Here is a 24,820-nt window from a genome sequence, read left to right as displayed (position 1 = left end):
ACCTCCGGCGTCGCCACGACCACGTTCACGGTCGTCGCGGCGCCGCCGCCCGCCAGGACGCCGCTGACCGTCACTGCCTCGTCCCGCTGCCTGGGCACGTCGGTGTACGTCGCGGTCGCCGCCGTCAACGACGGCGACGTGCCGGCGACCGTGACGCTGACGACTCCGTACGGCTCGACGACCGTGGCCAACGTGGCTCCGGGCAAGCAGGCGTACCAGTCCTTCAATGCGCGGGCCAAGCAGATCGGCGTGGGCAAGGTCACCGTGACCGGGACGTCCTCCATCGACGGTGAGAACGTCACCACGTCCTACGAGGCCGCCTACAACGCGATCAGCTGCGGCTGACCGGGTCGGTGTGGCGATCACGGTGAACCTACCGGGGACGCCGCCGTAGTGGACAGTAGTGAACAGTAGTGAGAAGGGGCCGTCCGGCTTGTGAGCCGGACGGCCCCTTCTCACTACAGCCCCGCCACCAGGGGACCACCGCTCAGCAGCTCCACCGCGGCCTGCGCGTTGGCGCGGGCCGCGCCGTACGTCGCGAGGTAGGCGCCCGCCCCGGGCCGCCAGATGGGCAGGCCCATCTCCATCACGACCGCGTCCGGGCGGGCGGCGAGCAGCGCGGAGACCAGGTCCCGGCTGCGCGGGTGCCGGTGCGCGTCCTTGACGACCACGATCAGCGAGCGGTCCCGCGCCCGGCCGAGCAGCGCGGCGGCGTCGGCGTCCTCGGGCCGGACCCGGACGATCTCCGCCTGCGGCAGCCACGGCCCGACCCCCCAGGGCACCTCGCCCACCGCGATCGTCGGCGGGGTGTCCAGTTCGACCACGAACGGGTCGACCAGCGGCGCCGCCGCACCCGTCAGCGACACGGCGCGGCGGGCCGCGTCCAGCCCCACGACCTGGCTCTCGTCTCCGGCGGACGCGTCCGGCCGGGCGAACCAGGCACGCAGCCGGTCCACCCGTCCCGCCGCCTCCTCCAGGCGCCCGGCGGCGAGCCTGCCCTCGGTGACGGCGGCCGCGATGTGCGCCACCATCCGCCGTACGTCCTCCGGTGTGGGCAGCGGCCCGAGGCACAGCAGGTCGGCGCCCGCGGCCAGGGACAGCACGGCGCCCTCGGCGAGCCCCACGCTCTCGCTGATCGCGTGCATGTCGAGGGCGTCGCTGACCACCACGCCGTCGTAGCCCAGTTCACGGCGCAGCAGCCGGGTCAGCGCCTCGCGGCTGAGCGTGGCCGGCAGGTCTCCGGTCAGCTCGGGCACCGCCACGTGCGCCGTCATGATCGACTTCGCGCCCGCCTCGATCGCCGCGACGAAGGGGACCAGCTCACGCTCCCTCAGCAGGTCGAGGGAGGCGTCCACCAGCGGGATCTCCAGGTGGGAGTCCTGGTGCGTGGCGCCGTGGCCGGGGAAGTGCTTGACGCAGGCGGCGATCCCGGCCGACTGCAGGCCGCGTACGGCGGCGACCGTGTGCCGCGCCACGAGGTCCGGCGACGGGCCGAACGAGCGGGTGCCGATGATCGGGTTGTCGTCGGCGGTGTTGACGTCGGCCACGGGGCCCATGTCGAGGTTCACCCCGCACCGGGCGAGGTCGGCGGCCATGGCGTGGTAGACGCGCTCGGTAAGGCCGACGTCGTCCACCCGGCCGAGCGCCGCGTTGCCCGGATAGGCGCTCCCTGTGTGGTAGGCCAGCCGGGTGACGTCCCCGCCCTCCTCGTCCAGGGAGACCACGGGCCGCGCCGCCTCGTTCAGCCGGGCCGTGAGCGCGCCCACCTGCTCGCCCGATGCCACGTTGAAGCCGAACAGGCACACGCCGCCGAGGCCGTCCTCCAGGCCGCGCAGGACCCAGTCCGGCGCGGTCGTGCCCCGGAACGAGATGAGCAGCGCGCCCGCCGCGAGCCGGTGCAGGCCCGGGTCGCCGGTGCTCGCCGACAGACCGGTGCTCGTGGACAGGCCGGTGCGCGTGGACAGGTCTGCGGCCCCCGGCAGGGAGTCGCGGGTGGCGGACATGGTGTCTCGGCTCCTTGGTGAGAGTGGAGGGAAGAGCGGGATGGGGGCGCGCGGGCAGGGCCCGTGCGGCCACCGGTGCGGGTGGCCGTACGAAGCGGGGGTGCCCGTGGCGGTGTGCCTAACCCTTGACCGCGCCCGCGACGAGGCCGGAGACCATCCGCCGCTGGACCAGCAGGAAGAAGACGAGGACCGGGATGGTCATCAGGGTCGAGGCGGCCATGATGCCGCCCCAGTCGGTCGACCGCTGGCCGACGAAGAACTGCAGCGCGACCGGCATCGTGTACTTGCCCTGGTCGCCGATCAGGGTCAGGGCGTAGACGAACTCGTTCCAGGTGGTGATGAACGCGAAGATGCTGGTGGCGACGAGGCCCGGGGCGACCAGCGGGAACAACACCCGCCAGAAGGTGGTGAACCGGCCCGCGCCGTCGATCCAGGCCGCCTCCTCCAGTTCCTTCGGCACGGCGGCGACGAACGTGCGCAGCATCCAGACGGAGAACGGCAGCGTCAGGCCGACGTTGATGACGATCAGGCCGAGCAGCTGGTCGTACAGGCCGAGCCGCTTGACCATGGTGAACAGCGGGATCAGCAGCGCCTCGGCCGGCACCATCTGCACGATCAGCAGCAGGATCAGGAACGATGTGCGGAACCGGAAGCGGAACCTCGCCACGGCGGTCGCCGCGAGCAGCGCGAACACGGCGCCGAGCACGACGGCGCTGAGCGCCACGAGGGTGCTGTTGAGCAGGTACTGCCAGATCGAGTGTCCCGCGACGCCCCTGGTGAAGACGCGTTCGACGTGGTCCAGCGAGGGCGGTCTGGGGAACGGGATGAAGCTCGTGGTGAAGATCTGGTCGTTCGGCTTGAACGCCGTGGCGACCATCCAGTAGACGGGGAAGACCGCGAAGAGGAACACCGCGACCCCGGCCGCGTTCAGTGCGGCCCGTCCGAGCCTCCGGCGGGTCAGCGGCGTCATCGGATGTCGTCCTCCGTCTTCACGATCTGCCGGACGTACACGAAGGTGATCAGCAGCAGGATCACCGTCAGCACGACCGCGATGGCGGCGCCGAGGCCCATCTTCGGCGGGCTGCTGAACGCCTCGGCGTAGCTCCACAGCGACAGGTTGAACGCGTCGCGGTTCACCGTGCCGCCCGCCAGCAGGTAGAGCTGGGTGAAGACCTTGAAGTCCCAGATGACCGACAGCACGACCAGCACCGAGAACACCGGCTTGAGCAGCGGGAGGGTGATCCTCCGGAACGTGGTGACCGCGCCCGAGCCGTCCATTTTCGCCGCCTCGTAGAGCTCGCCGGGGATGCTCTTGAGACCGGCCAGCACCGACACCGCGATGAACGGGAAGGACGCCCACACCACGGCCATGACCAGGACGAAGTAGAGCGTGAGCGTGTCGTTGAACCACGGGTGCCCGCTCCAGTCGGCCTGGCCGAACAGCAGGGTCGACAGCCCGTCGGGCAGCAGGTTCAGCGCCCAGTTGACCACCCCGGCGTCGGAGTCGAACAGCCACTTCCAGACGATGGCCTGCGCGGTGGGCGGGGTGGCCCACGCGGCCATGATGCCGACGACCACGAAGGTCGACATCTTCGGGCCCAGCCGGTGCAGCAGCAGGCCGACGAGGGTGCCGAGGGCGAGGGTCAGCGCGACGGTCACGACGGCGAAGAGCACGGTGTTGCGCAGCGACGACCAGAACAGGTCGGAGCCGAAGATCTGGGCGTAGTTGTCCCCGCCGACGAACTCGGCGGGCGCGGGGTTGACGGCCTTGATCTGCCGGAGCCCGACCTTGTGGAAGGACATCTCGACCATCTGGTACAGCGGGTAGAGCAGGAGCGCACCGATGACCAGGAGTCCGGGCAGGATCAGGACGTACGGGACGGCTTTGGTGGGCAGGGCCGGGCGGCCGGCCAACTTGCGACGGCGCCGCTCCGGGGCGGAGGTGTCGGCTCCGCCCCGGGCGAGGGTTGACGTGTGGGTCATGAGTCCTACTGGTTGAGGATCGTCTCAAGCTCGGAGTTGGCGTCCGTCAGAGCCTGGTCGACGCTCTTCTTGCCCTCGATCACCGAGCGCGCCGCGTTCTGCAGCACGGCCTTGGTGTCGTTCGCCTCGGCCCAGTTGGGGCTGGCGGGGAAGCCCTTGGCGACCTTGAAGGTGTCCGTGAACGGCTTCTGGGCGGGGTCGCCGCCCATCTCGGCGAGCGCGTCCGGATAGAGCGGGAGCAGGCCGCCCTCCTTGGCGTACCGGACGCCGAACTCCTTGCCCGCGGCGAGCTTGACGTACTCGGCGGCGAGCTCGGGGTTCTTGGCGTCCTTCCAGATGGCGATGTCGTTGCCGCCCTGGAAGGCCGGGGCCGGGCCGGAGCCGTCCTTGGCCGGGAGCGAGAAGAAGCCCATCTTCGACTCGTCGACCTTGCCCTTGCTCTGCTCCTTGATGGCGGCGATGTCCCAGCCGCCGGTGACGTACATGCCGACCTTGCCCGCGGCGAACCGCTGGGCGATGTCCACCGAGTTCTGCGTCAGGCGGCCCTTGCCGGACACCCCGTCCTTGGCGACCAGGTCCGTGTAGAACTGGAAGCCCTCCTTGAAGCCCGGCTGGGTGAGCTGGCCCACCCACTTGCCGCCCTCGAACTTGGCGAAGTCGCCGCCGGCGGACCAGACGAACGGCGACAGGGACATGTTCGCGTCGGAGCCGCCGTTGAAGGCGAAGCCGTCGACGTCCTTGCCCTGCTTGTCGACGATCTTCTTGCCCGCGGCGATCAGCTCGTCCCAGGTCTTCGGGACCTCGATGCCGAGCTTGTCGAACCAGTCCTTGCGGTAGAGCACGGCCCGGGTGCCGCCGCCCCACGGCACGGCGTAGATCTTGTCGTCGATCGTCTCGTAGCTCCACAGGTTCTGCGGGATCTCCTGGAGCTCGGAGTCGCCCTTGACGATGCCGCTGATGTCGGCCAGGGCGTCCTGCGCCACCCAGGCGGCGACCTGGTCGTTGCCGAACTCGGTGACGTCCGGGCCCTCGCCGCCGGCGAGCGCGGCGGTCCACTTCTTCTGCGCGTCGGGCCAGGGGATCCACTGGACCTTCGCCTCGGCGCCCGTCTGCTCCTTGAACTTGGCGCCCAGGTCGTCCATGTATTTGGTGAAGACGTCGGTGGGGGCACCGAGTCGCCACACGGTAAGAGTCTGGCCCGCGAACTTGGGGCCGCCGGCGGCCGCGGAGGCCGCGGGCGCGGCCGCGTCCTTGGCGTCGTCGCTTCCGCAAGCGGCGAGTCCCAGGGCCAGGGCGGCGGTCGCGGTGGTCGCGACCGCGATCTTCACAATCTTCACGATGGTTCTCTCCCTTCCCGGCTTCGCGTCGGGGGTGCGCCTCGTGGGGGTGTCGGCGGACCGCTCACCTGCTGGAAGGCGCTCTCCTTTCGGTCGGCGCTCATGGCGTCCCGAGGCTGATCGGTTGCCTCCGGGCTGGCTGGCGCTAAACTAACAAGAAACTTTCTTATAAAAAAGCCCGCGTTAGCGGATCGTGACGAGAGGGGAACCAGCCGGTGCCACAACGACCGGGCACGCCTCGCCTGCTGCGGCAGATCAACGACCGCGCGGCACTGGAACTCCTCATCTCCAGAGGCCCGCTGACCAGGGCCGAGCTGGGTGAGCTCACCGGGCTGTCCAAGGTGACCTCGGGACAGCTGCTCGCGCGCCTGGAGACGCGCGGGCTGGTCACGGCCGCCGGTGAGCGCCCCGGGGGCCGCGGCCCGAACGCCGCGTTGTACGGCGTCAACCCCTCCAGCGCGTACGTCGCGGGCCTGGAGGTGCTGCCGGACAGCGTCACGGCCGCCGTCGCCGACATCACCGGGACGGTCATCGCGCAGGTCACCGTGGACCCCAGCGAGGCCGGGGATCCCGTACGGGTGGTCCACGAGGCCGTCCAGCGGGCCTGCCGGACGGCCGGGATCGAGCTCGCCCGGCTGCGCTGCTTCGTCATCGGCACCCGCGGCGTCGTCGACCCCGCCACCGGCGACGTGCGGTACTCCGTCGACCTGCCCTCCTGGCACGTCGGCATCCTCGCCGGGCTGCGCACGCTGCTGGGCGAGTGCGTGATCATCGAGAACGACGTGAACCTCGCGGCGCTGGCCGAGCAGGCGTACGGCGTGGCGCGGGGCGCCGACGACTTCGCGATCCTGTGGACCGGCGTCGGCCAGGGCCTCGGCGTCATGCTGGGCGGCAGGCTGCACCGCGGGATCACCGGCGGCGCGGGGGAGATCGGCTGGCTCCCGGTCCCCGGCGAGCCGCTGCCGAGCCAGGTCACCGCGCCCCAGACCGGGTCCTTCCAGCGCCTCGTCGGAGGAGAGGCGCTGTGGAACCTGGCCCGCGCGCACGGCGTGAGCGCTGACGACCTCGAGACTCGCGACGTGGCGGGGCTGGTCCGCGCGGCCATCGCGGCCGGAAACGAGGGGTTCGTCGACAGCCTGGCCGGGCGGCTCGCGGTCGGCGTCGCGGCGGTCTCGGTGGTGCTCGACCCGGGGCTGGTCGTGCTCAGCGGCGACGTCGGCAGGGCCGGGGGCCACCTGCTCGCCCGGCGGGTGGAGGAGGCGGTGACCCGCGTGTGCCCGAGCCGCCTCACGGTGGCGGCGACCGGCGTGGATGGCAATCCCGTACTTATGGGGGCTATCGTCGCAGCACTGGACCGGGCGCGTGAAGAGGTCTTCTCGGACACCGTGTGACGGTAGGTTGATCCCTATGTCCGTTTCCCCTCATGATCGCTCCGTCCTGCCCGACCCCGCCGCCGGTGTGGTCCTGATCTCGGATCTCCGGGTGACCTCGATCGGCGTGGACGATTGCGGAGAGAAGCTGAGTGACGTCCGGGGACGGCTGCGGGTCGACGAACGGCTCGCCGATCCGGCCGGAGCCTACGCCCACCTGCGGGAGGGCCTGCTGGCCCGCCTGGAGGAGGCCCAGGACCGGCTGCCGGCGGGGTGCAACCTGGTGGTCGTCGAGGGCTACCGCCCGCCCGCGCTGCAACGGCGCTACTTCGAGGAGTACAAGGACGAACTGCGCGCCGCCTTCCCGGACATGCCTGACGGCGACCTGCACGTCGCCGCGAGCCGGTACGTCTCGCCGATCGAGGTCGCCCCGCACACGGCGGGCGCGGCCGTCGACCTGACGCTCTGCGACGACGACGGGGTGGAGCTCGACATGGGGACGGCCGTCAACGCCACCCCGGAGCAGAGCCGCGGCGCCTGCTACACGGCCGCCGAGGTGGGCGCTCGGGCACGGCGCAACCGCGACGTCCTGAGCGCGGCCCTGGAGGCCTGCGGCCTGGTCAACTATCCGACCGAGTGGTGGCACTGGTCGTACGGCGACCGCTACTGGGCCATGACCCGCCGCGCCCCCGCCGCCCTCTACGGGCCCGTGGAGTTGTAGGACCAGCCTCGTCGGCTCACTCGCCGGATAACTCGTCCGGATAACTCGTCCGGGCAACGGAACACCTTGCGGTAGGCCTGCGGGGAGACGCCGGCGATCCGGCCGAAGTGATGGCGGAGGGTGGGGGCGGTGCCGAAGCCGGCCCGGCGGGCGATGTCCTCGACCGTCTCGTCGGTGGTTTCCAGGAGTTCCTGCGCCAGCCGCACCCGCTGCCGCAGCAGCCACTGCAGCGGAGTGATCCCCAGCGCGTCGCGGAACCGGCGGGCGAAGGTGCGTTCGCTGAGATGCGCCACCCGGGCGAGCCGGGGCACGGTCAGCGGCTCGTGCAGATGGTCGCGGGCCCACGCCAGCACGGGGGCCAGGGCGTTCTCCCCGGCCGGGCGGGTGAAGAGGCGCGGGGAGGGGGCCTGGTACTGGGCCTGACCGCCCTCCCTCTGCGGCGGCACCACCATGCGCCGGGCGACCTCGTTGGCGATCGCGACGCCGTGGTCCCTGCGGACGATGTGCAGGCAGACGTCGATGGCCGAACCGGTGCCCGCCGAGGTGATGATGTCGCCCTCGTCGATGTAGAGCGGCACGGGGTCGAACTCGACGTCCGGGAAGCGATGCGCGAAGTCGTCCCCGTTCAGCCAGTGCGTGGTGGCCCGCCGGCCGTTCAGCAACCCGGCGGCGGCCAGCACGTAGGCGCCCGAGCAGATCGACACGATGCGCCCGCCCCGCTCGTGCGCGCGGCGCAGCGCCTCGATCAGGTCGCGGGGAGGATCGAGCTGGACGGCCCGGGTGACGGCGGCCACGATGACGGTGTCGGCCCGGACCAGGTCGTCCAGCCCGTACGGCGTCTCGATCCGCAGGCCGGAGGTGGTGCGCACCGGCCCGGCCCCGGCGGCGCACAGTCGAAGGTCGTACCACGGGTCGGCCAGCTCGCCGCGGTCGATGCCGAAGACCTCGCACGGCACCGCCAGCTCGAACACCGGTGCGCCGTCGGTGACGGCGACGCCGACGATGTGACCGCTCATGGCGGGAATTTAGCGCATATTGTCGTTTCTGCCGCTGGCTGTCCGCCGTCCCCGCCCCCGATGCTGATCTCCATGAGCGACACGACGAGCAGGGGACGGATGACCTTCGGCCACGGCACGGCGATGTACGTGGGAGCCGTCCTGGGCACCGGGGTCATCGCGCTGCCCGCCCTGGCCGCCGAGGCGGCCGGGCCGGCCTCGCTGCTCGCCTGGCTGGCGCTCGTCCTGCTGTCGGCCCCGCTGGCCGGGACCTTCGCCGCGCTCGGGGCGCGTCATCCCGACGCGGGCGGGGTGTCCACCTACGCCCGGCTCGCCTTCGGCGAGCGCGTGGCGGCGGTGGTCGGCTGGTGCTTCTACTTCGCCGTGCCGCTGGGCGCCGTGCCCGCGGCGATGTTCGGCGCGGCGTACGTCTCCGCGGCGGTCGGGGGCGGGACGACGACCACCGCGCTGACGGCGGCGGCCCTGATGGCCCTGGTCACCGCCGCCAACGCCGTCGGGCTCCAGCTCAGCAGCAGGGTGCAGCTCGTGCTGGCGGGGCTGCTGGTCCTCCTGCTGCTGGTGTCGGTCGGGCTGTCGCTGCCGCATGCCGACATGGCCAACCTCCGGCCGTTCGCCCCGCACGGCTGGAGCGCGATCGGCGCGGCGGGCGCGCTGCTCGTCTGGAGTTTCGCGGGCTGGGAGGCGATCACCCACCTCGCCGGCGAGTTCCGCCGCCCGCAACGGGACCTGCCGAGGGCGACCGCGGCGGCCGTCGTCCTCGTGGGCGCGCTGTATCTCCTGGTGGCCTTCGCCACGATCACCGTCCTCGGGCCCGGAGCCGCCCGGACCGAGGCGCCGCTGGGCGAACTCATGGCCATGGGACTGGGTGGCAACGCCCGCTGGCTCGCCGCCGGAGCCGCGGTGCTGCTGACGCTCGGCGCGATGAACGCCTACTACGCCGGGGCGGCCAAACTGGGGGCCGCCCTCGGCCGGGACGGAGCGCTGCCCGCGGTGCTCGCCGAGGGGAGCGTCGCGGGCGGCGTGCCGCGCCGGAGCCTGGCCGTCCACGCGACCCTCTCGTTCTGCGCGCTGGCGGTCGTGGTCGCGGCGGGCGTCGGTCCGCGGCCGCTGGTGCTGCTCACCACCGGCTCCTTCGTCGCGGTGTACGCGGTCGGGGTGGCCGCCGCGCTCCGGCTGCTGCCCAGACGCAGCGTGGGCCGGGCCGCGGCGATGACGGCCATGGTCGCGGTGGCCGCGCTGCTGATCATGTCCGGCCCCTATCTGCTGTGGCCGCTGGGGGTGACCGGGGCCGCCCTGCTGTACCTGCGCCTGGGGAGGCGCCGGGCGGTGCGGGCCGACGAGGAGCGCTCCGAAGACGGCGCGGAAGAACGCCCCGGAGAACGCCTGGACAGCGTCGTGGAGCTGAGCTGACCTGACATGACCTGACCTGCGCTGAGACGGCGGTCAGCCGCGGATGCGCAGGCCTCGCGGGGTGGGATGGAAGCCCGCGGCCTCCAGGGCCTCCGCCAGGGGTGAGCCGGTGATCGCGGCGCCGTCGGCCCGCTCGACGGTGAGCTTGCCCAGCGCGCCCCGCCGTACGGAGACGGCCAGGGCCTGCACGGCCGGGCGCAGGTCCTCCTCCGAGCCGTAGGAGAGCAGGGTCTTGCCGCCACGCTCGACGTAGAGGACGAGGGCGCCCTCCACCAGCACCACCAGCGCGCCCGCCTTGCGACCCGGCTTGTGGGTCACGTCGTCCGCGCGCTCGGGCCAGGGCAGCGCGGCGCCGTACGGGTTGGCCGGGTCGGCCGCGGCCAGCACGACCACCGGCCGGGGCGGCGGCGGGGCCGGGATCGACCACAGATCCTCCTCCGGCGCGAACCCCGCCGAGGAGGACGACGGGGAGGACGGCGAGGACATCGCGCGCATCCTGTCCACCGCGCCCGGAAGGGCGAACTGGGCTCCGCCCAGCCCGTCGACGAAGTAGCCGCGGCGGCACCGCCCGCTCTCCTCGAAGGCCCGCAGCACCTGGTAGACGGCGGAGAAGCCGCCGGGCAGGCGTTCGGCCGTGACGCCGCCCCTGGTCAGCACTCCGTGCCGTTCGAGCAGCACCTCCGCCTGGGCGTGCGCCCGCTGGGTGCCGTCGTCCGCGGGCGCGGGAAGCAGCCACCATCGGCCGCTCACGGTCGGCGGGCCGCTTCTGGTGGGCAGGACGGCCCGGCGGCGCCTGGTCGCGGCCGGACGGTGGGCGGGCCTTCCGGTGCCCAGCGCCGAGCGGAGCGGAGCCAGCGTGTCCCCGGTGACGCGGCCCGCCCAGACGAGATCCCACAGCGCGGCGGCCAGCGTCACATCGTCAGGTGTCACATCGTCCGGCGTCCCGTTCGCGGCGGGGCGCTCGCCGGCCGCCGGGGTGTCCCCGGACGACCGGCCGAGGATGCGGGCCCGGCGGGACGCCGCGGCGTCCGGACCGATGCCGCCCGCCCCGCCCGCCTTGCCCGCGCCGGCCGCCCCGCGTGCGGCCGTCCCGATCCGGTTGGACAGTTCGCGGAAGAACAGTGCCCCACCGCCGCCGAGGCTCTCCAGGATCCGTTCGTGCAGAGGGGTCATGGTGATCTCCGCCGGCGCGGGCAGGAGCAGGGGGGCGGTGTCGGCGAAGTAGAGCGAGATCCAGCCGTCCCCGCCGGGCAGCGAGCCCTGGCCCGCCCAGACGACCTCGCCGGACGAGGTCAGCTCGTCGAGCAGGGCGGGGGAGTATCCGGGCACCCGCGAGGGCAGCACCAGCGACTCCAGGGCCGAGGCGGGGACCACCGCTCCCTGCAGCCGTTCGATCGCGCTGATCAACCCGTCCATCGCCCGCGCGGCCCCATGGAGCTCCTGCCGCCCTTGCCGTGGTGGGCCGGAAGGCCCGCCGGGGGCGGAACCAGCGAAGCCGGGACCCGGGGGACCGGAACCGGCGAGGCCGGAGCCAGGGAGGCCGGGGCGGCCGCCGTAGCCGGGGGGACGGTCGCCGGTCGCCGTGATGCTCTGCGGTGCGATGTTCTGCGGTGCGATCCCGTGCCAGGCGGGCAGGAAGGCGGCCAGGACCTCGGGCGCGACCGGCTCGACCTCCTTGCGGAGCCGGGCCAGCGACCGGCGCCGCAGGAGTCGCAGCACGTCCGCGTCGCACCACTCCTCGCCCCGGCCGCCGGGCCGGAACTCACCCGAGACGATCCTTCCCGACCCGGCGAGGCGGCGCAGCGCCTCGTCCGCCACCGCGACGCCGACTCCGAAGCGGGCGGCGGCGGTCCCGGACGAGAACGGTCCGCGGGTGCGGGCGTGGCGGGCCACCAGGTCGCCCAGCGGGTCGGCGGCGGGCCTGCCGGACCCGCCGGGGCCGTGCACACCGCCGGTCGGCGGCGGCTCCAGGAACTCGTGCGGCACGCCCACGGGCAGCGGCACGCCCAGGGCGTCGCGCAGCCGCCAGGCGTCCTCGACGGCGGCCCACTGTTCGTGACCCGCCACGCGCACCCGGATGGCCCGGCGCGCCCGCTCCAGGTCCGCCAGCCACGCCGGGTCGCCCTCGCGGATCGAGACGTCCTGCGCGAGCAGCGGCCCGTGCGAACGCAGCAGGTCGGCGAGGTCCTCGGCGTCCCGCAACGGCCGGTCGAGCCGGGCCAGCTCCCGCTCGGTCTCCGCGAGGACGTCGGCGTCGAGCAGTTCCCGCAGATCGGCCTGCCCGAGCAACTCGGCCAGGAGCGCGGTGTCGAGGGCCAGTGCCTGGGCCCGCCGCTCCGCCAGCGGCGCGTCACCTTCGTACATGAAGGCGCCGATGTAGTTGAACAGCAGCGACGCGGCGAACGGGGACGCCTGGGAGGTCTCCACCTCGACCACCCGCACCCGGCGGGCGGCGACGTCGCGCAGGAGCCCCACCAGGCCGGGAACGTCGAAGACGTCCTGCAGGCACTCGCGCATCGTCTCCAGGACCACCGGGAAACCGGCGTACTTGCTCGCGACGCCCAGCAGGTGGGCCGCGCGCTGGCGTTGTTGCCACAGCGGGGTGCGCCTGCCCGGCGTCCGCCGGGGCAGCAGGAGGGCGCGCCCGGCGCACTCCCGGAAGCGGGAGGCGAACAGGGCGGAGCCGCCCAGCTCCTCGACCACGATCTGCTCGATCTCGTCGGCGTCGAACACCGCCACGTCGGACGGCCCGTCCTCGAAGGTGTCGGGGACGCGCAGCACGATGCCGTCGTCGGAGTGGACGGCCTGGACGTCCGTGCCGTACCGCTCGCGCAGGCGGCGCCCGATCGCGAGCGCCCACGGCGCGTGCACCCGGGCGCCGTAGGGGGAGTGGAGCACCACCCGCCAGTCGCCCAGCTCGTCGCGGAACCGCTCCACCACCAGCGTGCGGTCGTCGGGCACGTATCCCGTCGCCTCCCGCTGTTCGGTCAGGTAGGAGAGGAGGTTCCCGGCGGCGTACTCGTCGAGGCCGGCCGCGCGGACGCGTTCGAGCGCCGCGCGGGCGTCGCCCCGGCCGCCCGCCCCGGCGGCCGACAGCTCCCGGAGGAACGCGCCGATGGCCCGGCCCAGCTCCGCGGGGCGGCCCGGCGCGTCGCCGTGCCAGAACGGCAGCTTGCCCGGCCGGCCGGGAGCGGGGGAGACCAGCACGCGGTCGGCCGTGATGTCCTCGATCCGCCAGGAGGTCGCGCCCAGCACGAACACGTCGCCGACGCGGGACTCGTAGACCATCTCCTCGTCCAGCTCGCCCACCCGCGAGGACTTCTCGCCGACGAGGAACACGCCGAACAGCCCCCGGTCGGGGATCGTGCCCCCGTTGGTCACCGCCAGGCGCTGCGCCCCCGGACGGCCGTGGAGGGTCCCCGTCACCCGGTCCCACACGACGCGCGGCCGCAACTCGGCGAACTCCTCGCTCGGATAACGCCCGGCCAGCATGTCGAGCGTCGCCTCCAGCGCGGTGCGCGGCAGCGTGGCGTACGGCGCGGCCCGGCGCACCAGCGCCTCCAGCGAGTCGACCGTCCACTCGTCGAGCGCGGTCATCGCGACGATCTGCTGGGCCAGCACGTCGAGCGGGTTGCGCGGGTAGCGGAGCTCCTCGATCCGCCCGGCCCGCATGCGCTCCGCCACCACCGCCGTCTGGACCAGGTCGCCCCGGTACTTGGGGAAGATCACACCCCTGGACACCGCGCCGACCTGGTGCCCGGCGCGGCCGATGCGCTGCAGCCCGCTGGCCACGCTGGGCGGTGCCTCCACGCAGGCCACGAGGTCGACCGAGCCCATGTCGATGCCGAGCTCCAGACTGGAGGTGGCGACCACGGCGGGCAGGCGGCCCGACTTCAGCGCCTCCTCGATCTGGGCGCGCTCCTCCTTGGAGACGGAACCGTGGTGGGCCCGCACCACCTCGGGGATCGCGCCGCCCGACACGCCCGCCTGAGCCATGAACTCCGACGGCATGACCCCTGGTCCCGGCAGGCCCGGTCCCGGCAAGCCCGGTCCCGGCAGTCCAGGTCCCGGCAGCCCCGGTTTTGTGAGCCCAGGCCCCGCAGGTCCCGGCAGGCCAGGTCCCGCGAGCCCAGGCCCCGCAGGTCCCGGCAGGCCAGATCCCGCGAGCCCAGGCACCGCAGGACCGGGTTCCGCGGGTCCCGGTTCCTCGGGTCCGGATCGCTCGGCCGAGGGGGCCGCCTGCCCGGGATCTGATCCGTCCCGGTGGCCGGACCACTGCGCGTGCAACCGCCCGAAGGCCTCCGACCAGTGCGCCGGATCCTCCCCGCCCGCGCCCTCGCCTGTGCCTCCATTGGGGGCGGAGGGGGCCTGCCGCTCCCAGGCGAGCTCGTTGAGCCGGGTGCACAGCCGCTCCGACAAGCGCCGTGAGTTGGCGAAGACGATCGTGGACCGGTGGGCCTGGATCAGATCGAGCAGGTGCTCCTCCACGTGCGGCCAGATGCTCCGCCGGTGCTCCGCCGGCTCGCCCTCGGCGCCGGGAGGAGGCGGCGCGAGCTCCGTCATGTCCTCGACCGGCACCACGACGTCGACCTCGATGACCTTCTCGGCGGGCGGCTGCACGACCGTGGCCGGGCGCGTCCCGCCGAGGAAGGCCGCCACCTCACCGACCGGGCGCACGGTCGCCGACAGGCCGATGCGCTGGGCCGGGGCGGGCAGCAGGGCGTCGAGCCGCTCCAGCGTGAGCGCGAGGTGGGCCCCGCGTTTGGTCGACGCGACGGCGTGGACCTCGTCCACGATCACGGTCTGGACACCGCGCAGCGCCTCGCGCGCCTGGGAGGTGAGGAGCAGGAACAGCGACTCGGGCGTCGTGATCAGGATGTCCGACGGCCGGTTCGCGAAACGGCGCCGCTCCTCCGCCGCGGTGTCCCCGGAGCGGATCGCCACCGAGATGTCGGGGGCCGGCAGCCCCATCCGCAGCGCCGTCTGCCGGATGCCGGTGAGCGGGGCGCGCAGGTTCCGCTCCACGTCGACCGCCAGGGCCTTCAGCGGCGAGACGTACACGACACGGCAGGGACGCGCCGGCTCCCCGCTCTTCGCCCGGCCGCCCGCGCCCTCGGACCGCCGCCCGGGCGACCCGCCGCGCCGGTCCCGCGGGCCCGCCGTGTCACCCTGCCCGGTCGCGTGCTCGACGGCCAGGCGGTCGATCGCCCACAGGAAGGCCGCGAGCGTCTTGCCCGACCCCGTGGGGGCGACCACGAGGGTGTTCTCGCCACGCGCGATCGACGACCACGCGCCCTCCTGCGCCGAGGTCGGCGTCGCGAACGCCCCGGTGAACCACTCCCTGGTCACCGGGCTGAAGCCGTCGAGCGCACCCACCCGCCCATCATGCATCGCCCCACCGACAGAAAACGCCACGCCGCCTGGCCACGGGGGCGGCCCGCCCGCGGCACGGGTGGAGCGGGAAGCGCCCGGATCGCCGGGCGACCGGGGGCATGACGAGCGCCGAACAGGACAATCTTCTTGAGTATGGAAATCGACTACGCGGCCGTCGAGGCGGCGCGCGCCCGCATCCGGGAGCGCTACCTCGGTGAGCGCCGTGCCGCAAGCAGCGCGCGTGGCCTGCACCACTTCGCGTTGATCTCGTCCGACGTCGAGCGCACCATCCGCTTCTACCACGAGCTTCTCGAGTTCCCGCTGACCGAGATCTTCGAGAACCGCGACTACCGGGGGTCGAACCACTTCTTCTTCGACATCGGCAACGGGAACCTGCTGGCCTTCTTCGACCTCCCCGGTCTCGACCTGGAGCCGTACAAGGAGGTGCTCGGCGGGCTCCACCACATCGCGATCTCCGTGGATCGGGCGACGTGGGAGCGCCTGCGCGGCAAGCTCGACGCGGCCGGCGTGCCGTACCAGGAGGAGAGCGGCAGCTCGGTCTACTTCCGCGACCCGGACGGCGCGCGCCTCGAGCTCCTCGCGGACCCACTCGGTGAGATGTACGGCGCCCGCGTGATGTGACGGGACGCGGCGCCACGGCCGCCGAGGGCGGCGAGTCCATTCCGCGTGGGGGCCATACTGAACGCATGCGCCTCACGGACTTCTGGAACAGGATGCGCCGCCACTTCGGCGAGGCGTACGCGGAGTCGTGGGCCAAGGACTACGTCCTCGCCGGTCTCGGCGGGCGCACCGTCGAGCAGGCCCTCGCCGAAGGCGTGGCGGCGAAGCAGGTCTGGCAGGCCGTCTGCCAGACGGTCGACGTCGACCCCAGACTGCGCTGACGCGCCGCCGCGCGGCGCCGGAGCACCGCTGACGGCCCGCCCCCGCACCATCGGCCGGTCGCCGCCGCCTCCTCCTCGCGGCCACGCACGCTCTTCCCCTGGGCACTTTCCTTCGCCGTCTACGGCAAGCACTTGAACGCCGGTTGAGTGCTTGCTACCGTGTTGATCGGATGAACGGGGAGGAAGAGCATGAGCGGAGATCGCTTCACTCCCGATGAGGCGCTCCAGGAGATCGGGCGGATGGACCGGCAGGTCAGGCGGTCCGCCCGCGGCCCCGGGCGGGCGTACCTGCTCGTGGGGCTGGCCACGATGGTCTACTGGCCGGTGATGTTCCTCGGCGGCGGCGTGTGGCCGCTGGTCGGTGCGCTCGGGTGGGTCGTCCTGACGATCACGCTCTGCGTGTACTGGGCTGCGCTGCGGGTCCACGACCGGCTGCTGAAGCGGGTCAGGAAGCCCGTCGAGGCGGCGTACGTGGTGACGATGGCGCTGCCGTTCGTCTACGGCGTCTGGCTCATGCCGTCCACGCTCACGGTGGGATCGGCCGCGGTGCTGCTCGCGCTGTCGGTGCTCGCCGGGCTGCCCCTGGTGTACGGCGCGTTCCTGCTGATGAGGGACTCGCCCGCGGGGGCCCCGCTCACGAGGGACCGATGACCGCGCACCCGCGTCACGAGCTCGACGAGATCATCCACGCCCCGGTGCGGCTGTCGATCGTGGCGGCGCTGGCCGCGGCCGAGAAGGCCGACTTCCGGTTCCTCCGCGACACGATCGAGGTCAGCGACTCACTGCTCAGCAAGCACGTCCTCACGCTCGAAGAGGCCGGCTACGTCCGGGTGGAGAAGGCCTTCGTCGGCAAGCGGGGGCGCACCTGGCTCTCGCTGACCGAGCGGGGGCGGGCGGCTTTCGAGAACTACATGGACGTGCTGCGGCGAATCATGGAGGCGACCCCCCGTGCTTGAGATCGACGGACTGCGCAAACGCTACGGAGACACGACCGCCCTCGACGGGGTGGGCTTCACCGTACGACCCGGTGAGATGTTCGGCTTCGTCGGCGCCAACGGCGCGGGAAAGACGACGACGATGCGCATCGTGATGGGCGTGCTCGGCGCCGACTCCGGAGAGGTGCGGCTCGACGGGCGCCCGCTGGGGTACGACGATCGCCGCACGTTCGGCTACATGCCGGAGGAACGCGGCCTCTACCAGAAGATGAAGGTCGCCGAGCAGATCGAGTACTTCGGCCGGCTCCACGGGCTCGCCCCGGCCGCCGCCCGCACGGCCACGGACGCCCTGCTCGAACGGCTCGGCCTGGTCGGGCGGCGCGACGACGCCGTCGAGGCGCTGTCGCTCGGCAACCAGCAGCGCGTGCAACTCGCGGTCGCGCTCGTCCACGAGCCGACGGTGCTGATCCTCGACGAGCCGTTCTCCGGCCTCGACCCGCTGGCGGTCGACGCGCTGGCGGAGGTGCTCAAGGACCGCGCCGCCGAGGGCGTGCCGGTCATCTTCTCCAGCCACCAGCTGGATCTGGTCGAACGGCTCTGCGACTCGGTCGGCATCATCTCCGCGGGCCGGATGGTCGCGTACGGCCCGGTCGCCGAACTGCGGGAGCGGGAGGGTCGCGGGGTGCTGCGCGTCGTGGTCCGTGGCGGCGCGCCCGGATGGGCCGACGGCCTTCCCGGCACGGTCGTCCGCGAGGGCGACCGCGACGTCCTGCTCTGCGAGGAGGGCGACGACCAGGCCGTCCTCCGTACGGCGATGAGCGCGGGGACGGTCGAGCACTTCGGGCGGCGGCAGCCGACCCTCACCGAGATCTTCAGGGAGGCGGTGGCATGAACGGCCTGATGCTGGTGGCCCAGCGGGAGGTCCGCACGCGGATCCGGACGAAGTCCTTCCTGATCAGCCTGGCGATCAGCGCGATCCTGGTGGCCGCGCTGGCGTTCCTGCCCAAGGCGCTCGGCGGTGACGGCACCTTCGACGTCGGCGTGGTGGGCGCCGCCCCCGCCCCCGTCACCCAGCTCTCCTACTCGCGCTATCCGGACGAGGCGGCCGCGCGGAAGGCGGTGATCGCCGGAGACGTCGACGCGGCCCTGATCGGCGGGGACAGGGTCGTCGCGAACGGCGAGCTCGACCAGCGGCTGGGGCTGATCCTCGAAAGCGTCCACCGGGACGAGCAGATCAAGGCGGCCGGGGTCACGGTCACGCCGCTGCGGGTGGAGTCGGTCGGCGCCGACGCGCGATACTAGGGCGTGCGCACCGGCATCGCCACCCTGCTCGTGATGGTGCTGTTCTTCCTGTTCATCTACTCCTCGATGTACGTCGCGATGGGCGTGGTGGAGGAGAAGGGCAGCCGGATCGTGGAGATCCTGCTGACCTCGGTGCGCCCGTGGCAGCTGCTGGGCGGCAAGATCGTCGGACTGGGCGTCCTGGGGCTGGTCAACCTCGCCGTGGTCGTCGCCGCCGGTCTGGCCGCGTCGGTCGCGACCGGATTCGCGGCCGACCTTCCACCGGGAATGGGCGGGATCGTCGTCAGCGCGCTTGTCTGGTTCGTGCTGGGCTACGCGTTCTTCGCCGTGCTCGCTGCCACCTTCGGCTCGCTGGTGTCGCGGCAGGAGGAGCTGAACACGGTGCTGACGCCGATGACCACCCTCATGATGCTGACCTACGTGACGGCCTACTTCGCCGCCGTCCAGCCCACCGGCACGGTCGCGCGCGTCCTGTCGCTCGTGCCGCCGTTCTCCTCCATGGTCATGCCCGTACGCACGGCCGCCACCGGCGTGCCGCTGGGAGAGATCCTCGTCGCCGTGGCGCTCATGATCGTGGCGGTCGTGGGCGTGCTGCTGTTCGCCGCCCGGGTGTACCAGCGCGCGGTTCTCCGTACGGGCGCCCGGGTCAGGCTGGGCGAGGTCCTGCGCTGATCCCGTACGGAACCGGGCTCGGCGGGTTCCCGCCGGGTCCCGGTGGGTTCCGGGGAGGTTCCGGCGGGTCAGAGCGGCCGGGTGAGCGTCGTAGTGATCATCTCGGCCGCGCGGCCGGGATCGTCGGCGCTCTCCTGTCCGCCCGGGGCCCACAGGAACACCCAGCCCTCCCCGGCGGGGATCGCGAAGACGATCGTCTGCCTGCCGGTCTCCGGGTGCCAGACGGAGAGGACGGGGGTGTCCCCGCCGATCAGCCGGGCGCCGAGGCCGTGGCCGGGGAGCCGGGCGGCGAGCGCCTCCAGGTAGGCCAGGCGCTGCCTGCCGTAGTCGCCGGTGCCCGTCACGAGGCCCCCTTCGCGGGAGATCCAGCTTTGTTACAAGGATCGTCGCAGGTCAACGGGACGACAACCATGAACGGGTAACGCCCGGGAATGTAACGGCGGCGGGAACTCCGGCCGGTTTCCCGATGCCGGCGGCGGTTCCTCATGTGATCGAACAGTCGTTCGGCTATATTGGTCTGGTCGCCCCTGGGGTGCGCGCCGCGCGCGGCGCCCGGACGCGGCGGACCGCCGCACCCGCCTTCCGGGCGGTGTGCGGGAAGCTCAGAAAATGTCGGTCGCACCCCGTAGCTTTTCGGTGACCGAGCAGACGACCACCCTCCAGGGGGCATCCAATGGCAATCAACGACCGCGAGAAGGCCCTTGAGACCGCCCTCGCGCAAATCGAGCGGCAGTTCGGCAAGGGCAGCGTCATGCGTCTCGGAGACGACGCGCGTGCCCCGATCGAGGTCATCCCCACCGGCGCCATCGCTCTCGACGTGGCCCTCGGCATCGGCGGCTTCCCCCGGGGCCGGATCGTGGAGGTGTACGGTCCGGAGTCCTCCGGTAAGACGACGGTGGCCCTGCACGCCGTGGCCAACGCCCAGCGGGGCGGCGGCATCGCCGCCTTCATCGACGCCGAGCACGCCCTCGACCCCGAGTACGCGAAGAAGCTGGGCGTCGACGTCGACGCGCTGCTCGTCTCCCAGCCGGACACCGGTGAGCAGGCCCTCGAGATCGCCGACATGCTGATCCGCTCCGGCGCCGTCGACATCATCGTGATCGACTCCGTGGCGGCCCTCGTGCCGAAGGCGGAGATCGAGGGCGAGATGGGCGACAGCCACGTCGGCCTCCAGGCCCGTCTCATGTCGCAGGCGCTGCGCAAGATCGCCGGCGCCCTGAACCAGACCCGGACCACCGCCATCTTCATCAACCAGCTCCGCGAGAAGATCGGCGTCATGTTCGGGAGTCCCGAGACCACCACGGGTGGCAAGGCGCTCAAGTTCTACGCGTCGGTGCGGCTGGACGTGCGCCGGATCGAGACGCTCAAGGACGGCACCGAGCCGGTCGGCAACCGGACCCGGGTGAAGGTCGTCAAGAACAAGATGGCCCCGCCGTTCCGCCAGGCCGACTTCGACATCCTCTACGGCATGGGCATCTCCCGCGAGGGTGGCCTGATCGACATGGGTGTCGAGCACGGGTTCGTGCGGAAGGCGGGCGCCTGGTACACGTACGAGGGCGACCAGCTTGGGCAGGGCAAGGAGAACGCCCGCAACTTCCTGAAGAACAACCCCGACATCGCCAACGAGATCGAGAAGAAGATCAAGGAGAAGCTGGGGGTCGGGCCCCGGCTGGACACGCCGACCGAGACTCCCGCCGCTCCGGCCGCCGCGCCCGCGCCCACGTCGGGCCGAGCGACCGCGTCCGCGTCCGCGTCGGGCCGGGGCAGCAAGGCGGCCGCCGCGCCCAAGCCGGGTGACGTCTGAGCGCAGGCATGAGGCGCGACGAGCCCTCCGGCCCGGACGACGAGTCCGGGCCGGGAGACTGGAACTCGGGACCCTGGGGGCCGGTCGAGGAGCCGGCCGGTTCGGCGGCTGGCTCGGCCGATGACGCGTCCGCGACGATCGCCGCTCTGCGGGCGCAGATCCGCAGGCGTGAACGGCGAGCCCCGGACGGAGTCAGCGGCGTCGGCGACCCCGGCAGCCCCGGCGGCGCTGACAGCTTCCGCGACGCTGACAGCTCCGGCAACCTTGCCGGCTCCGCCGGCCCCGGTGGGTTCGACCTCTGGGGCCGGGATGACACCGGCCGGGATGACACGGGCCCGGCCGCCGCCGGGTCCGGGCGCCGGCGTCAGGGGCGCGGCAGGAAGCGGGAGAACCGGAGAGCGCAGGACGCCGGCTGGGAAGACCGGGGAGCCTGGGAAGACCAGGAGGCGCCCGCACTGGGAGACCGGGGCGCGCTCGGAGAACGGGCCGCGCTGGGGGACCGGGCCGCGCTGGGGGACCGGGCCGCGCTCGGAGACCGGGAGGGGCTTGGAGACCGGGAGGGGCTTGGAGACCGGGAGGGGCTTGGGGACCGGGAAGCGCCAGGAGCGCCGGGTGGTCGAGCAGCGCGCGGAGCCCGGGAGGCTCGCCGAGGCCGGGGAACGCGGAGCGAGCGGCGGGAGCGGTCCGGGGGGTGGCTGCCCGACGGGCCGCGGGAGGGCAGTGCGGCGAGTGAGGGGCCGCCGGCCGATCCCGAGGCGGTGGCCAGGGCCATCTGCCTGCGGCTGCTGACGATGGCGCCGAAGACGCGGGCCCAGCTCGCGGACGCCCTGCGCAAGCGGGACGTGCCCGAGGAGGCGGCGACCGCCGTGCTGGAGCGGTTCTCCGAGGTCGGGCTCATCGACGACGAGGCGTTCGCCGCCGCGTGGGTGACCTCCCGGCACGCCGGACGCGGCCTGGCCCGCCGCGCGCTGGCGCAGGAGCTGCGGCGGCGCGGCGTCGCCGAGGAGACGGTCGAGGACGCCCTGGAGCGGCTCGATCCCGACGAGGAGACCGAGACCGCGCGCAGGCTGGTGGAGCGCAAGCTGGCCGGCACGCGCGGGGTGGAGCCGCAGGCGCGCATGCGCCGGCTGGTCGGCATGCTGGCCCGCAAGGGCTACTCACCCGGCCTGGCGTTCCGCATCGTCCGGGAGGCGATCGAGGCCGAAGGCATACCCTCCGATGGGCTTCCCGACAGCTTCGAGTGAGCTATAGCACCATGCAAAAGTCGCTTGACAGGCCATCTTTGCTTGCTCGTTACCTCTCTGACGCTTAATCTCGACCGCAGTGAGGAGTTACTCCGCGCAGCGCGGATTGCCATAACGGTGAAGCACGACGGACGAGGACTTTGGCCGGCCTTCGGGCCACTTCGGTCGCCCTTCGGGGTGTCCGGGCGATGTGACGATATTTGTCCTGGTGACGCCACCGGGCTGTGCTGTGCTGCGCGCGTGTGACCCCTGCCATGAGGTTGTCGTGAGGCGATAGGGGTGAGCGCGCATGGACACGATCGTGATCGTTCTTGCGGTTGCGGTGGTGCTGCTGGCTCTCGTGATGATCGCCGCCCTTGTCATAGTCGTACGCCGCACCGGCGGAGTCGCCGCGCCGTCCGGTCCCTCGCCCAAGCAGCTCGCCGAGGTCAAGGCCGAGGTCAACGAGGAGCTCGAACGGGCCCGGCAGGAGGCCGAGGAGATCCGTACGAAGGCGGAGCGGGACGCGGGAGAGATCCTCCAGAAGTCCGAGTCGCTCGCCGAGAGCGCGGCGCTCACGCGCAAGGAGGTCGAGGAGGAGGCGCGTCTCCTCAAGACCGAGCTCAAGGAGCTGCGCTCCGACCTGGAGCGGCGCGAGAACCGGCTGGCCGAGCGCGAGCAGCGGCTCGACGAGGAAGCGCGCAGGCAGGCCGAGCGCGCCCGCAAGCTGGCCGAGACCGAGACGGAGCTGGCCGACCGCCGCGAGGACCTAGAGCGGGTGGCCGAGCGGCGCAAGGAGATCCTGGAGCGGGTCGCGGGCCTGACGGCCGACCAGGCCAGGGCCGAGCTGGTCAAGGAGATCGAGAACCAGGCCAAGCGCGAGGCGGCCCTGATCGTCCGAGAGATCGAGAGCGAGGCCCGCAAGGAGGGCGAGAAGCGCGCCTGCAAGATCGTGACCCTCGCCGTGCAGCGGGTCGCCACCGAGCAGACGGCCGAGTCGGTCGTGAGCGTCCTCCACCTCCCCGGCGACGAGATGAAGGGCCGGATCATCGGCCGCGAGGGCCGCAACATCCGAGCCTTCGAGTCCACCACCGGCGTCAACCTGATCATCGACGACACACCCGAAGCGGTGCTTCTGTCGTGCTTCGACCCGGTTCGCCGGGAGACGGCCAGGCTGACGTTGGAGAAGCTCGTGCTCGACGGGCGCATCCACCCCCAGCGCATCGAGGAGGCCCACGAGCGCAGCAAGGCCGAGGTGCTGGACCTGTGCGTACGCGCGGGGGAGGACGCGCTGGTCGAGCTGGGCATCACGGAGATGCACCCCGAGCTGGTCACCCTGCTCGGGCAGCTGCGCTACCGCACCTCCTACGGCCAGAACGTGCTCAAGCACCTGATCGAGTCGGCCCACATCGCCGGGATCATGGCCGCCGAGCTGCGGCTCGACCGTGACCTCGTCAAGCGGTGCGCTCTCCTGCACGACATCGGCAAGGCGCTCACACACGAGGTCGAGGGCAGCCACGCGATGATCGGCGCGGAGATCGCCCGCCGGTACGGCGAGCACGAGGATGTCGTCCACGCCATCGAGGCGCACCACAACGAGGTGGAGGTCAGGACCGTCGAGGCCGTCCTCACCCAGGCCGCCGACGCGATCAGCGGCAGCCGCCCGGGCGCCCGGCGCGAGTCCCTGGAGGCGTACGTGAAGCGGCTGGAGCGCCTGGAGGAGATCGCCCAGTCGTACGACGGGGTGGACAAGGTGTTCGCCATGCAGGCGGGCCGGGAGATCCGCGTCATGGTCCGGCCCGACAACGTCGACGACATCCAGGCCCAGGTGATCGCCCGGGACGTCGCCAAGCAGGTGGAGGAGGAGCTGACCTACCCCGGGCAGATCCGCATCACCGTGGTCCGCGAGTCCCGCGCCACCGAGTTCGCCCGATAACCTCGGCCGCCGCGGCATTTGGTGGGCACTAACCGGATTTGGGGTGAATGTGCTATACCCCTCCATATACTCCCGTTTTAGCCCGGCGCCCCCAGACCCTGAAGCGAGTGCACGGCCATGATCCCCTCGACCCCACGCCGTCGGCTTCTCGTGCTCGTGCTGGCGGCCACCGCGATCAGTGCCTGTACGGCGAAGACGGAGACTCCCAAGGCCGCCCAGGCCCCCGCGGTGAACGTCGTGCAGCCGGGCGCGCCGGGACAGGGCAGCAAGGTCCTGCCGGCCGGCGAGGTGCCGCGCGCCGAGGGCCAGGAGCACACCGACGCCGACGTGCGCTTCATGCAGGGGATGATCCGCCATCACTCCCAGGCCCTGCGCATGACCGGGCTCGTGGCCGGTCGCAGCGAGAGCAAGGACCTTCCCCGGTTCGCGAAGCGGATCGAGATCTCCCAGCAGGACGAGATCGACCAGATGGTGCGCTGGCTGAGGGCCCGGCTCCAGGAGGTGCCCAGCGTGGGCTCCGGCGCCGGGCACGACCACGGTGGCGGGGAGCCCATGCCGGGCATGCTCACCGAGGCGCAGTTCGCCGAGCTGGAGCAGGCCAAGGGGGCGCGGTTCGACCGGCTCTTCTACGAGGACATGATCCAGCACCACATGGGCGCGCTGACGATGGTCGAGCGGCTCTTCGGCGACGGAGGAGGCGGCGAATCGGAGATCAACCAGTTCGTCACCCACGTCGACGGGGACCAGCGCATCGAGATCGACCGCATGCGCGCCCTCCTCGCGAAGCTGAACGGTTGACGCGCTCCCCGGCCTGAGGGCCGGGGATGCAGTCC

Annotated in this window: 22 protein-coding genes; 15 read left to right on the top strand and 7 right to left on the bottom strand. The window is 72.5% G+C overall.

Annotated elements, in window-relative coordinates:
- Positions 1-345, top strand: a 345-nt coding sequence (locus Mam01_RS21480; protein WP_204287028.1) for a hypothetical protein, incomplete at its 5' end; no start/stop codon positions are given.
- A gap of 113 nt (positions 346-458) precedes the next feature.
- Here Mam01_RS21480 and Mam01_RS21475 read toward each other — a convergent pair.
- The 4 genes from Mam01_RS21475 to Mam01_RS21460 form a co-directional block, all read right to left on the bottom strand.
- A complete protein-coding gene (locus Mam01_RS21475; RefSeq protein ID WP_204287027.1) occupies positions 459-2,003 on the bottom strand; it encodes a glycoside hydrolase family 3 protein in 1,545 nt (514 codons plus the stop codon).
- 118 nt (positions 2,004-2,121) lie between these two features.
- Positions 2,122-2,973, bottom strand: coding sequence for a carbohydrate ABC transporter permease (locus Mam01_RS21470; protein ID WP_204287026.1), 852 nt, complete (start codon positions 2,971-2,973; stop codon positions 2,122-2,124).
- A complete protein-coding gene (locus Mam01_RS21465) occupies positions 2,970-3,986 on the bottom strand; it encodes a carbohydrate ABC transporter permease (RefSeq protein ID WP_204287025.1) in 1,017 nt (338 codons plus the stop codon). Before Mam01_RS21465 ends, Mam01_RS21470 begins: the two co-directional genes overlap by 4 nt.
- A gap of 5 nt (positions 3,987-3,991) precedes the next feature.
- Positions 3,992-5,323: a sugar ABC transporter substrate-binding protein gene (locus Mam01_RS21460; RefSeq protein ID WP_150936929.1), complete on the bottom strand. Its 1,332-nt coding sequence runs from the start codon at positions 5,321-5,323 to the stop codon at positions 3,992-3,994.
- Positions 5,324-5,538: 215 nt separating this feature from the next.
- Between Mam01_RS21460 and Mam01_RS21455 the strand changes: the two genes are divergently transcribed.
- Complete coding sequence (locus Mam01_RS21455) at positions 5,539-6,714, top strand: ROK family transcriptional regulator (RefSeq protein WP_204287024.1); 1,176 nt, start codon at positions 5,539-5,541, stop codon at positions 6,712-6,714.
- Between the two features lie 16 nt (positions 6,715-6,730).
- The gene (locus tag Mam01_RS21450) at positions 6,731-7,414 is read left to right on the top strand and encodes a M15 family metallopeptidase (RefSeq protein ID WP_204287023.1); all 684 of its coding nucleotides are present in this window, start codon (positions 6,731-6,733) and stop codon (positions 7,412-7,414) included.
- Here Mam01_RS21450 and Mam01_RS21445 read toward each other — a convergent pair.
- On the bottom strand, positions 7,393-8,430 hold the full coding sequence (locus Mam01_RS21445; RefSeq protein ID WP_204287022.1) for a GlxA family transcriptional regulator: 1,038 nt from the start codon (positions 8,428-8,430) through the stop codon (positions 7,393-7,395). The two genes, Mam01_RS21450 and Mam01_RS21445, sit on opposite strands and share 22 nt — an antisense overlap.
- 72 nt (positions 8,431-8,502) lie before the next feature.
- Here Mam01_RS21445 and Mam01_RS21440 point away from each other — a divergent pair, with 72 nt between their 5' ends.
- Entirely contained in the window at positions 8,503-9,840 is a 1,338-nt protein-coding gene (locus Mam01_RS21440) for an APC family permease (protein WP_204287021.1), read from the top strand.
- A gap of 33 nt (positions 9,841-9,873) precedes the next feature.
- Here the strand turns inward: Mam01_RS21440 and Mam01_RS36815 are convergent, their stop codons facing one another.
- On the bottom strand, positions 9,874-15,231 hold the full coding sequence (locus Mam01_RS36815) for an Lhr family helicase (RefSeq protein WP_239101502.1): 5,358 nt from the start codon (positions 15,229-15,231) through the stop codon (positions 9,874-9,876).
- A gap of 135 nt (positions 15,232-15,366) precedes the next feature.
- Between Mam01_RS36815 and Mam01_RS21420 the strand changes: the two genes are divergently transcribed.
- From Mam01_RS21420 to Mam01_RS21390, 7 genes are all read left to right on the top strand, one after another.
- On the top strand, positions 15,367-15,855 hold the full coding sequence (locus Mam01_RS21420) for a VOC family protein (RefSeq protein WP_150936942.1): 489 nt from the start codon (positions 15,367-15,369) through the stop codon (positions 15,853-15,855).
- A 65-nt stretch (positions 15,856-15,920) separates the two neighbouring features.
- A complete protein-coding gene (locus Mam01_RS21415) occupies positions 15,921-16,115 on the top strand; it encodes a DUF3046 domain-containing protein (RefSeq protein ID WP_204287020.1) in 195 nt (64 codons plus the stop codon).
- Between the two features lie 189 nt (positions 16,116-16,304).
- A complete protein-coding gene (locus Mam01_RS21410; protein WP_204287019.1) occupies positions 16,305-16,766 on the top strand; it encodes a hypothetical protein in 462 nt (153 codons plus the stop codon).
- Positions 16,763-17,071 (top strand): winged helix-turn-helix domain-containing protein, encoded by a 309-nt coding sequence (locus tag Mam01_RS21405; protein ID WP_204287018.1) that lies wholly within the window; start codon positions 16,763-16,765, stop codon positions 17,069-17,071. The genes Mam01_RS21410 and Mam01_RS21405 overlap by 4 nt, the downstream gene beginning before the upstream one ends.
- Positions 17,064-17,942: an ABC transporter ATP-binding protein gene (locus Mam01_RS21400; RefSeq protein WP_239101501.1), complete on the top strand. Its 879-nt coding sequence runs from the start codon at positions 17,064-17,066 to the stop codon at positions 17,940-17,942. Before Mam01_RS21405 ends, Mam01_RS21400 begins: the two co-directional genes overlap by 8 nt.
- Positions 17,939-18,352 (top strand): ABC transporter permease family protein, encoded by a 414-nt coding sequence (locus Mam01_RS21395; RefSeq protein ID WP_204287017.1) that lies wholly within the window; start codon positions 17,939-17,941, stop codon positions 18,350-18,352. The genes Mam01_RS21400 and Mam01_RS21395 overlap by 4 nt, the downstream gene beginning before the upstream one ends.
- 3 nt (positions 18,353-18,355) lie before the next feature.
- A complete protein-coding gene (locus Mam01_RS21390; RefSeq protein WP_204287016.1) occupies positions 18,356-19,024 on the top strand; it encodes an ABC transporter permease in 669 nt (222 codons plus the stop codon).
- A gap of 68 nt (positions 19,025-19,092) precedes the next feature.
- On the opposite strand, the gene Mam01_RS21385 is transcribed toward Mam01_RS21390, so the two are convergent.
- Positions 19,093-19,368, bottom strand: a complete 276-nt coding sequence (locus Mam01_RS21385; RefSeq protein ID WP_239101500.1) for a hypothetical protein — start codon at positions 19,366-19,368, stop codon at positions 19,093-19,095.
- A gap of 329 nt (positions 19,369-19,697) precedes the next feature.
- Here Mam01_RS21385 and recA point away from each other — a divergent pair, with 329 nt between their 5' ends.
- From recA to Mam01_RS21365, 4 genes are all read left to right on the top strand, one after another.
- Positions 19,698-20,828: a recombinase RecA gene (recA, locus tag Mam01_RS21380; protein ID WP_150936956.1), complete on the top strand. Its 1,131-nt coding sequence runs from the start codon at positions 19,698-19,700 to the stop codon at positions 20,826-20,828.
- 8 nt (positions 20,829-20,836) lie between these two features.
- Positions 20,837-22,072, top strand: a complete 1,236-nt coding sequence (gene recX / locus Mam01_RS21375) for a recombination regulator RecX (protein ID WP_204287015.1) — start codon at positions 20,837-20,839, stop codon at positions 22,070-22,072.
- A 289-nt stretch (positions 22,073-22,361) separates the two neighbouring features.
- Positions 22,362-23,987 (top strand): ribonuclease Y, encoded by a 1,626-nt coding sequence (rny, locus tag Mam01_RS21370; protein ID WP_239101499.1) that lies wholly within the window; start codon positions 22,362-22,364, stop codon positions 23,985-23,987.
- A gap of 117 nt (positions 23,988-24,104) precedes the next feature.
- Complete coding sequence (locus Mam01_RS21365) at positions 24,105-24,785, top strand: DUF305 domain-containing protein (RefSeq protein ID WP_204287014.1); 681 nt, start codon at positions 24,105-24,107, stop codon at positions 24,783-24,785.
- The last annotated feature ends 35 nt before the right edge of the window (positions 24,786-24,820 follow it).

The organism is Microbispora amethystogenes (assembly GCF_016863015.1).
GTDB classification, from domain to species: domain Bacteria; phylum Actinomycetota; class Actinomycetes; order Streptosporangiales; family Streptosporangiaceae; genus Microbispora; species Microbispora amethystogenes.
The sequence above is the reverse complement of the archived record's forward strand: the minus strand, read 5'-3'. Positions and strand labels throughout refer to the sequence as shown.

What these genes read in the sequence shown, in the direction of transcription:
- Mam01_RS21475 (WP_204287027.1), bottom strand. Translation starts at nt 2,003, where the DNA reads ATGTCCGCCACCCGCGACTCCCTGCCGGGGGCCGCAGACCTGTCCACG.
- Mam01_RS21470 (WP_204287026.1), bottom strand. Translation starts at nt 2,973, where the DNA reads ATGACGCCGCTGACCCGCCGGAGGCTCGGACGGGCCGCACTGAACGCG.
- Mam01_RS21465 (WP_204287025.1), bottom strand. Translation starts at nt 3,986, where the DNA reads ATGACCCACACGTCAACCCTCGCCCGGGGCGGAGCCGACACCTCCGCC.
- Mam01_RS21450 (WP_204287023.1), top strand. Translation starts at nt 6,731, where the DNA reads ATGTCCGTTTCCCCTCATGATCGCTCCGTCCTGCCCGACCCCGCCGCC.
- Mam01_RS21445 (WP_204287022.1), bottom strand. Translation starts at nt 8,430, where the DNA reads ATGAGCGGTCACATCGTCGGCGTCGCCGTCACCGACGGCGCACCGGTG.
- Mam01_RS21440 (WP_204287021.1), top strand. Translation starts at nt 8,503, where the DNA reads ATGAGCGACACGACGAGCAGGGGACGGATGACCTTCGGCCACGGCACG.
- Mam01_RS36815 (WP_239101502.1), bottom strand. Translation starts at nt 15,231, where the DNA reads ATGCATGATGGGCGGGTGGGTGCGCTCGACGGCTTCAGCCCGGTGACC.
- Mam01_RS21420 (WP_150936942.1), top strand. Translation starts at nt 15,367, where the DNA reads ATGGAAATCGACTACGCGGCCGTCGAGGCGGCGCGCGCCCGCATCCGG.
- Mam01_RS21415 (WP_204287020.1), top strand. Translation starts at nt 15,921, where the DNA reads ATGCGCCTCACGGACTTCTGGAACAGGATGCGCCGCCACTTCGGCGAG.
- Mam01_RS21410 (WP_204287019.1), top strand. Translation starts at nt 16,305, where the DNA reads ATGAGCGGAGATCGCTTCACTCCCGATGAGGCGCTCCAGGAGATCGGG.
- Mam01_RS21405 (WP_204287018.1), top strand. Translation starts at nt 16,763, where the DNA reads ATGACCGCGCACCCGCGTCACGAGCTCGACGAGATCATCCACGCCCCG.
- Mam01_RS21395 (WP_204287017.1), top strand. Translation starts at nt 17,939, where the DNA reads ATGAACGGCCTGATGCTGGTGGCCCAGCGGGAGGTCCGCACGCGGATC.
- recA (WP_150936956.1), top strand. Translation starts at nt 19,698, where the DNA reads ATGGCAATCAACGACCGCGAGAAGGCCCTTGAGACCGCCCTCGCGCAA.
- recX (WP_204287015.1), top strand. Translation starts at nt 20,837, where the DNA reads ATGAGGCGCGACGAGCCCTCCGGCCCGGACGACGAGTCCGGGCCGGGA.
- rny (WP_239101499.1), top strand. Translation starts at nt 22,362, where the DNA reads ATGGACACGATCGTGATCGTTCTTGCGGTTGCGGTGGTGCTGCTGGCT.
- Mam01_RS21365 (WP_204287014.1), top strand. Translation starts at nt 24,105, where the DNA reads ATGATCCCCTCGACCCCACGCCGTCGGCTTCTCGTGCTCGTGCTGGCG.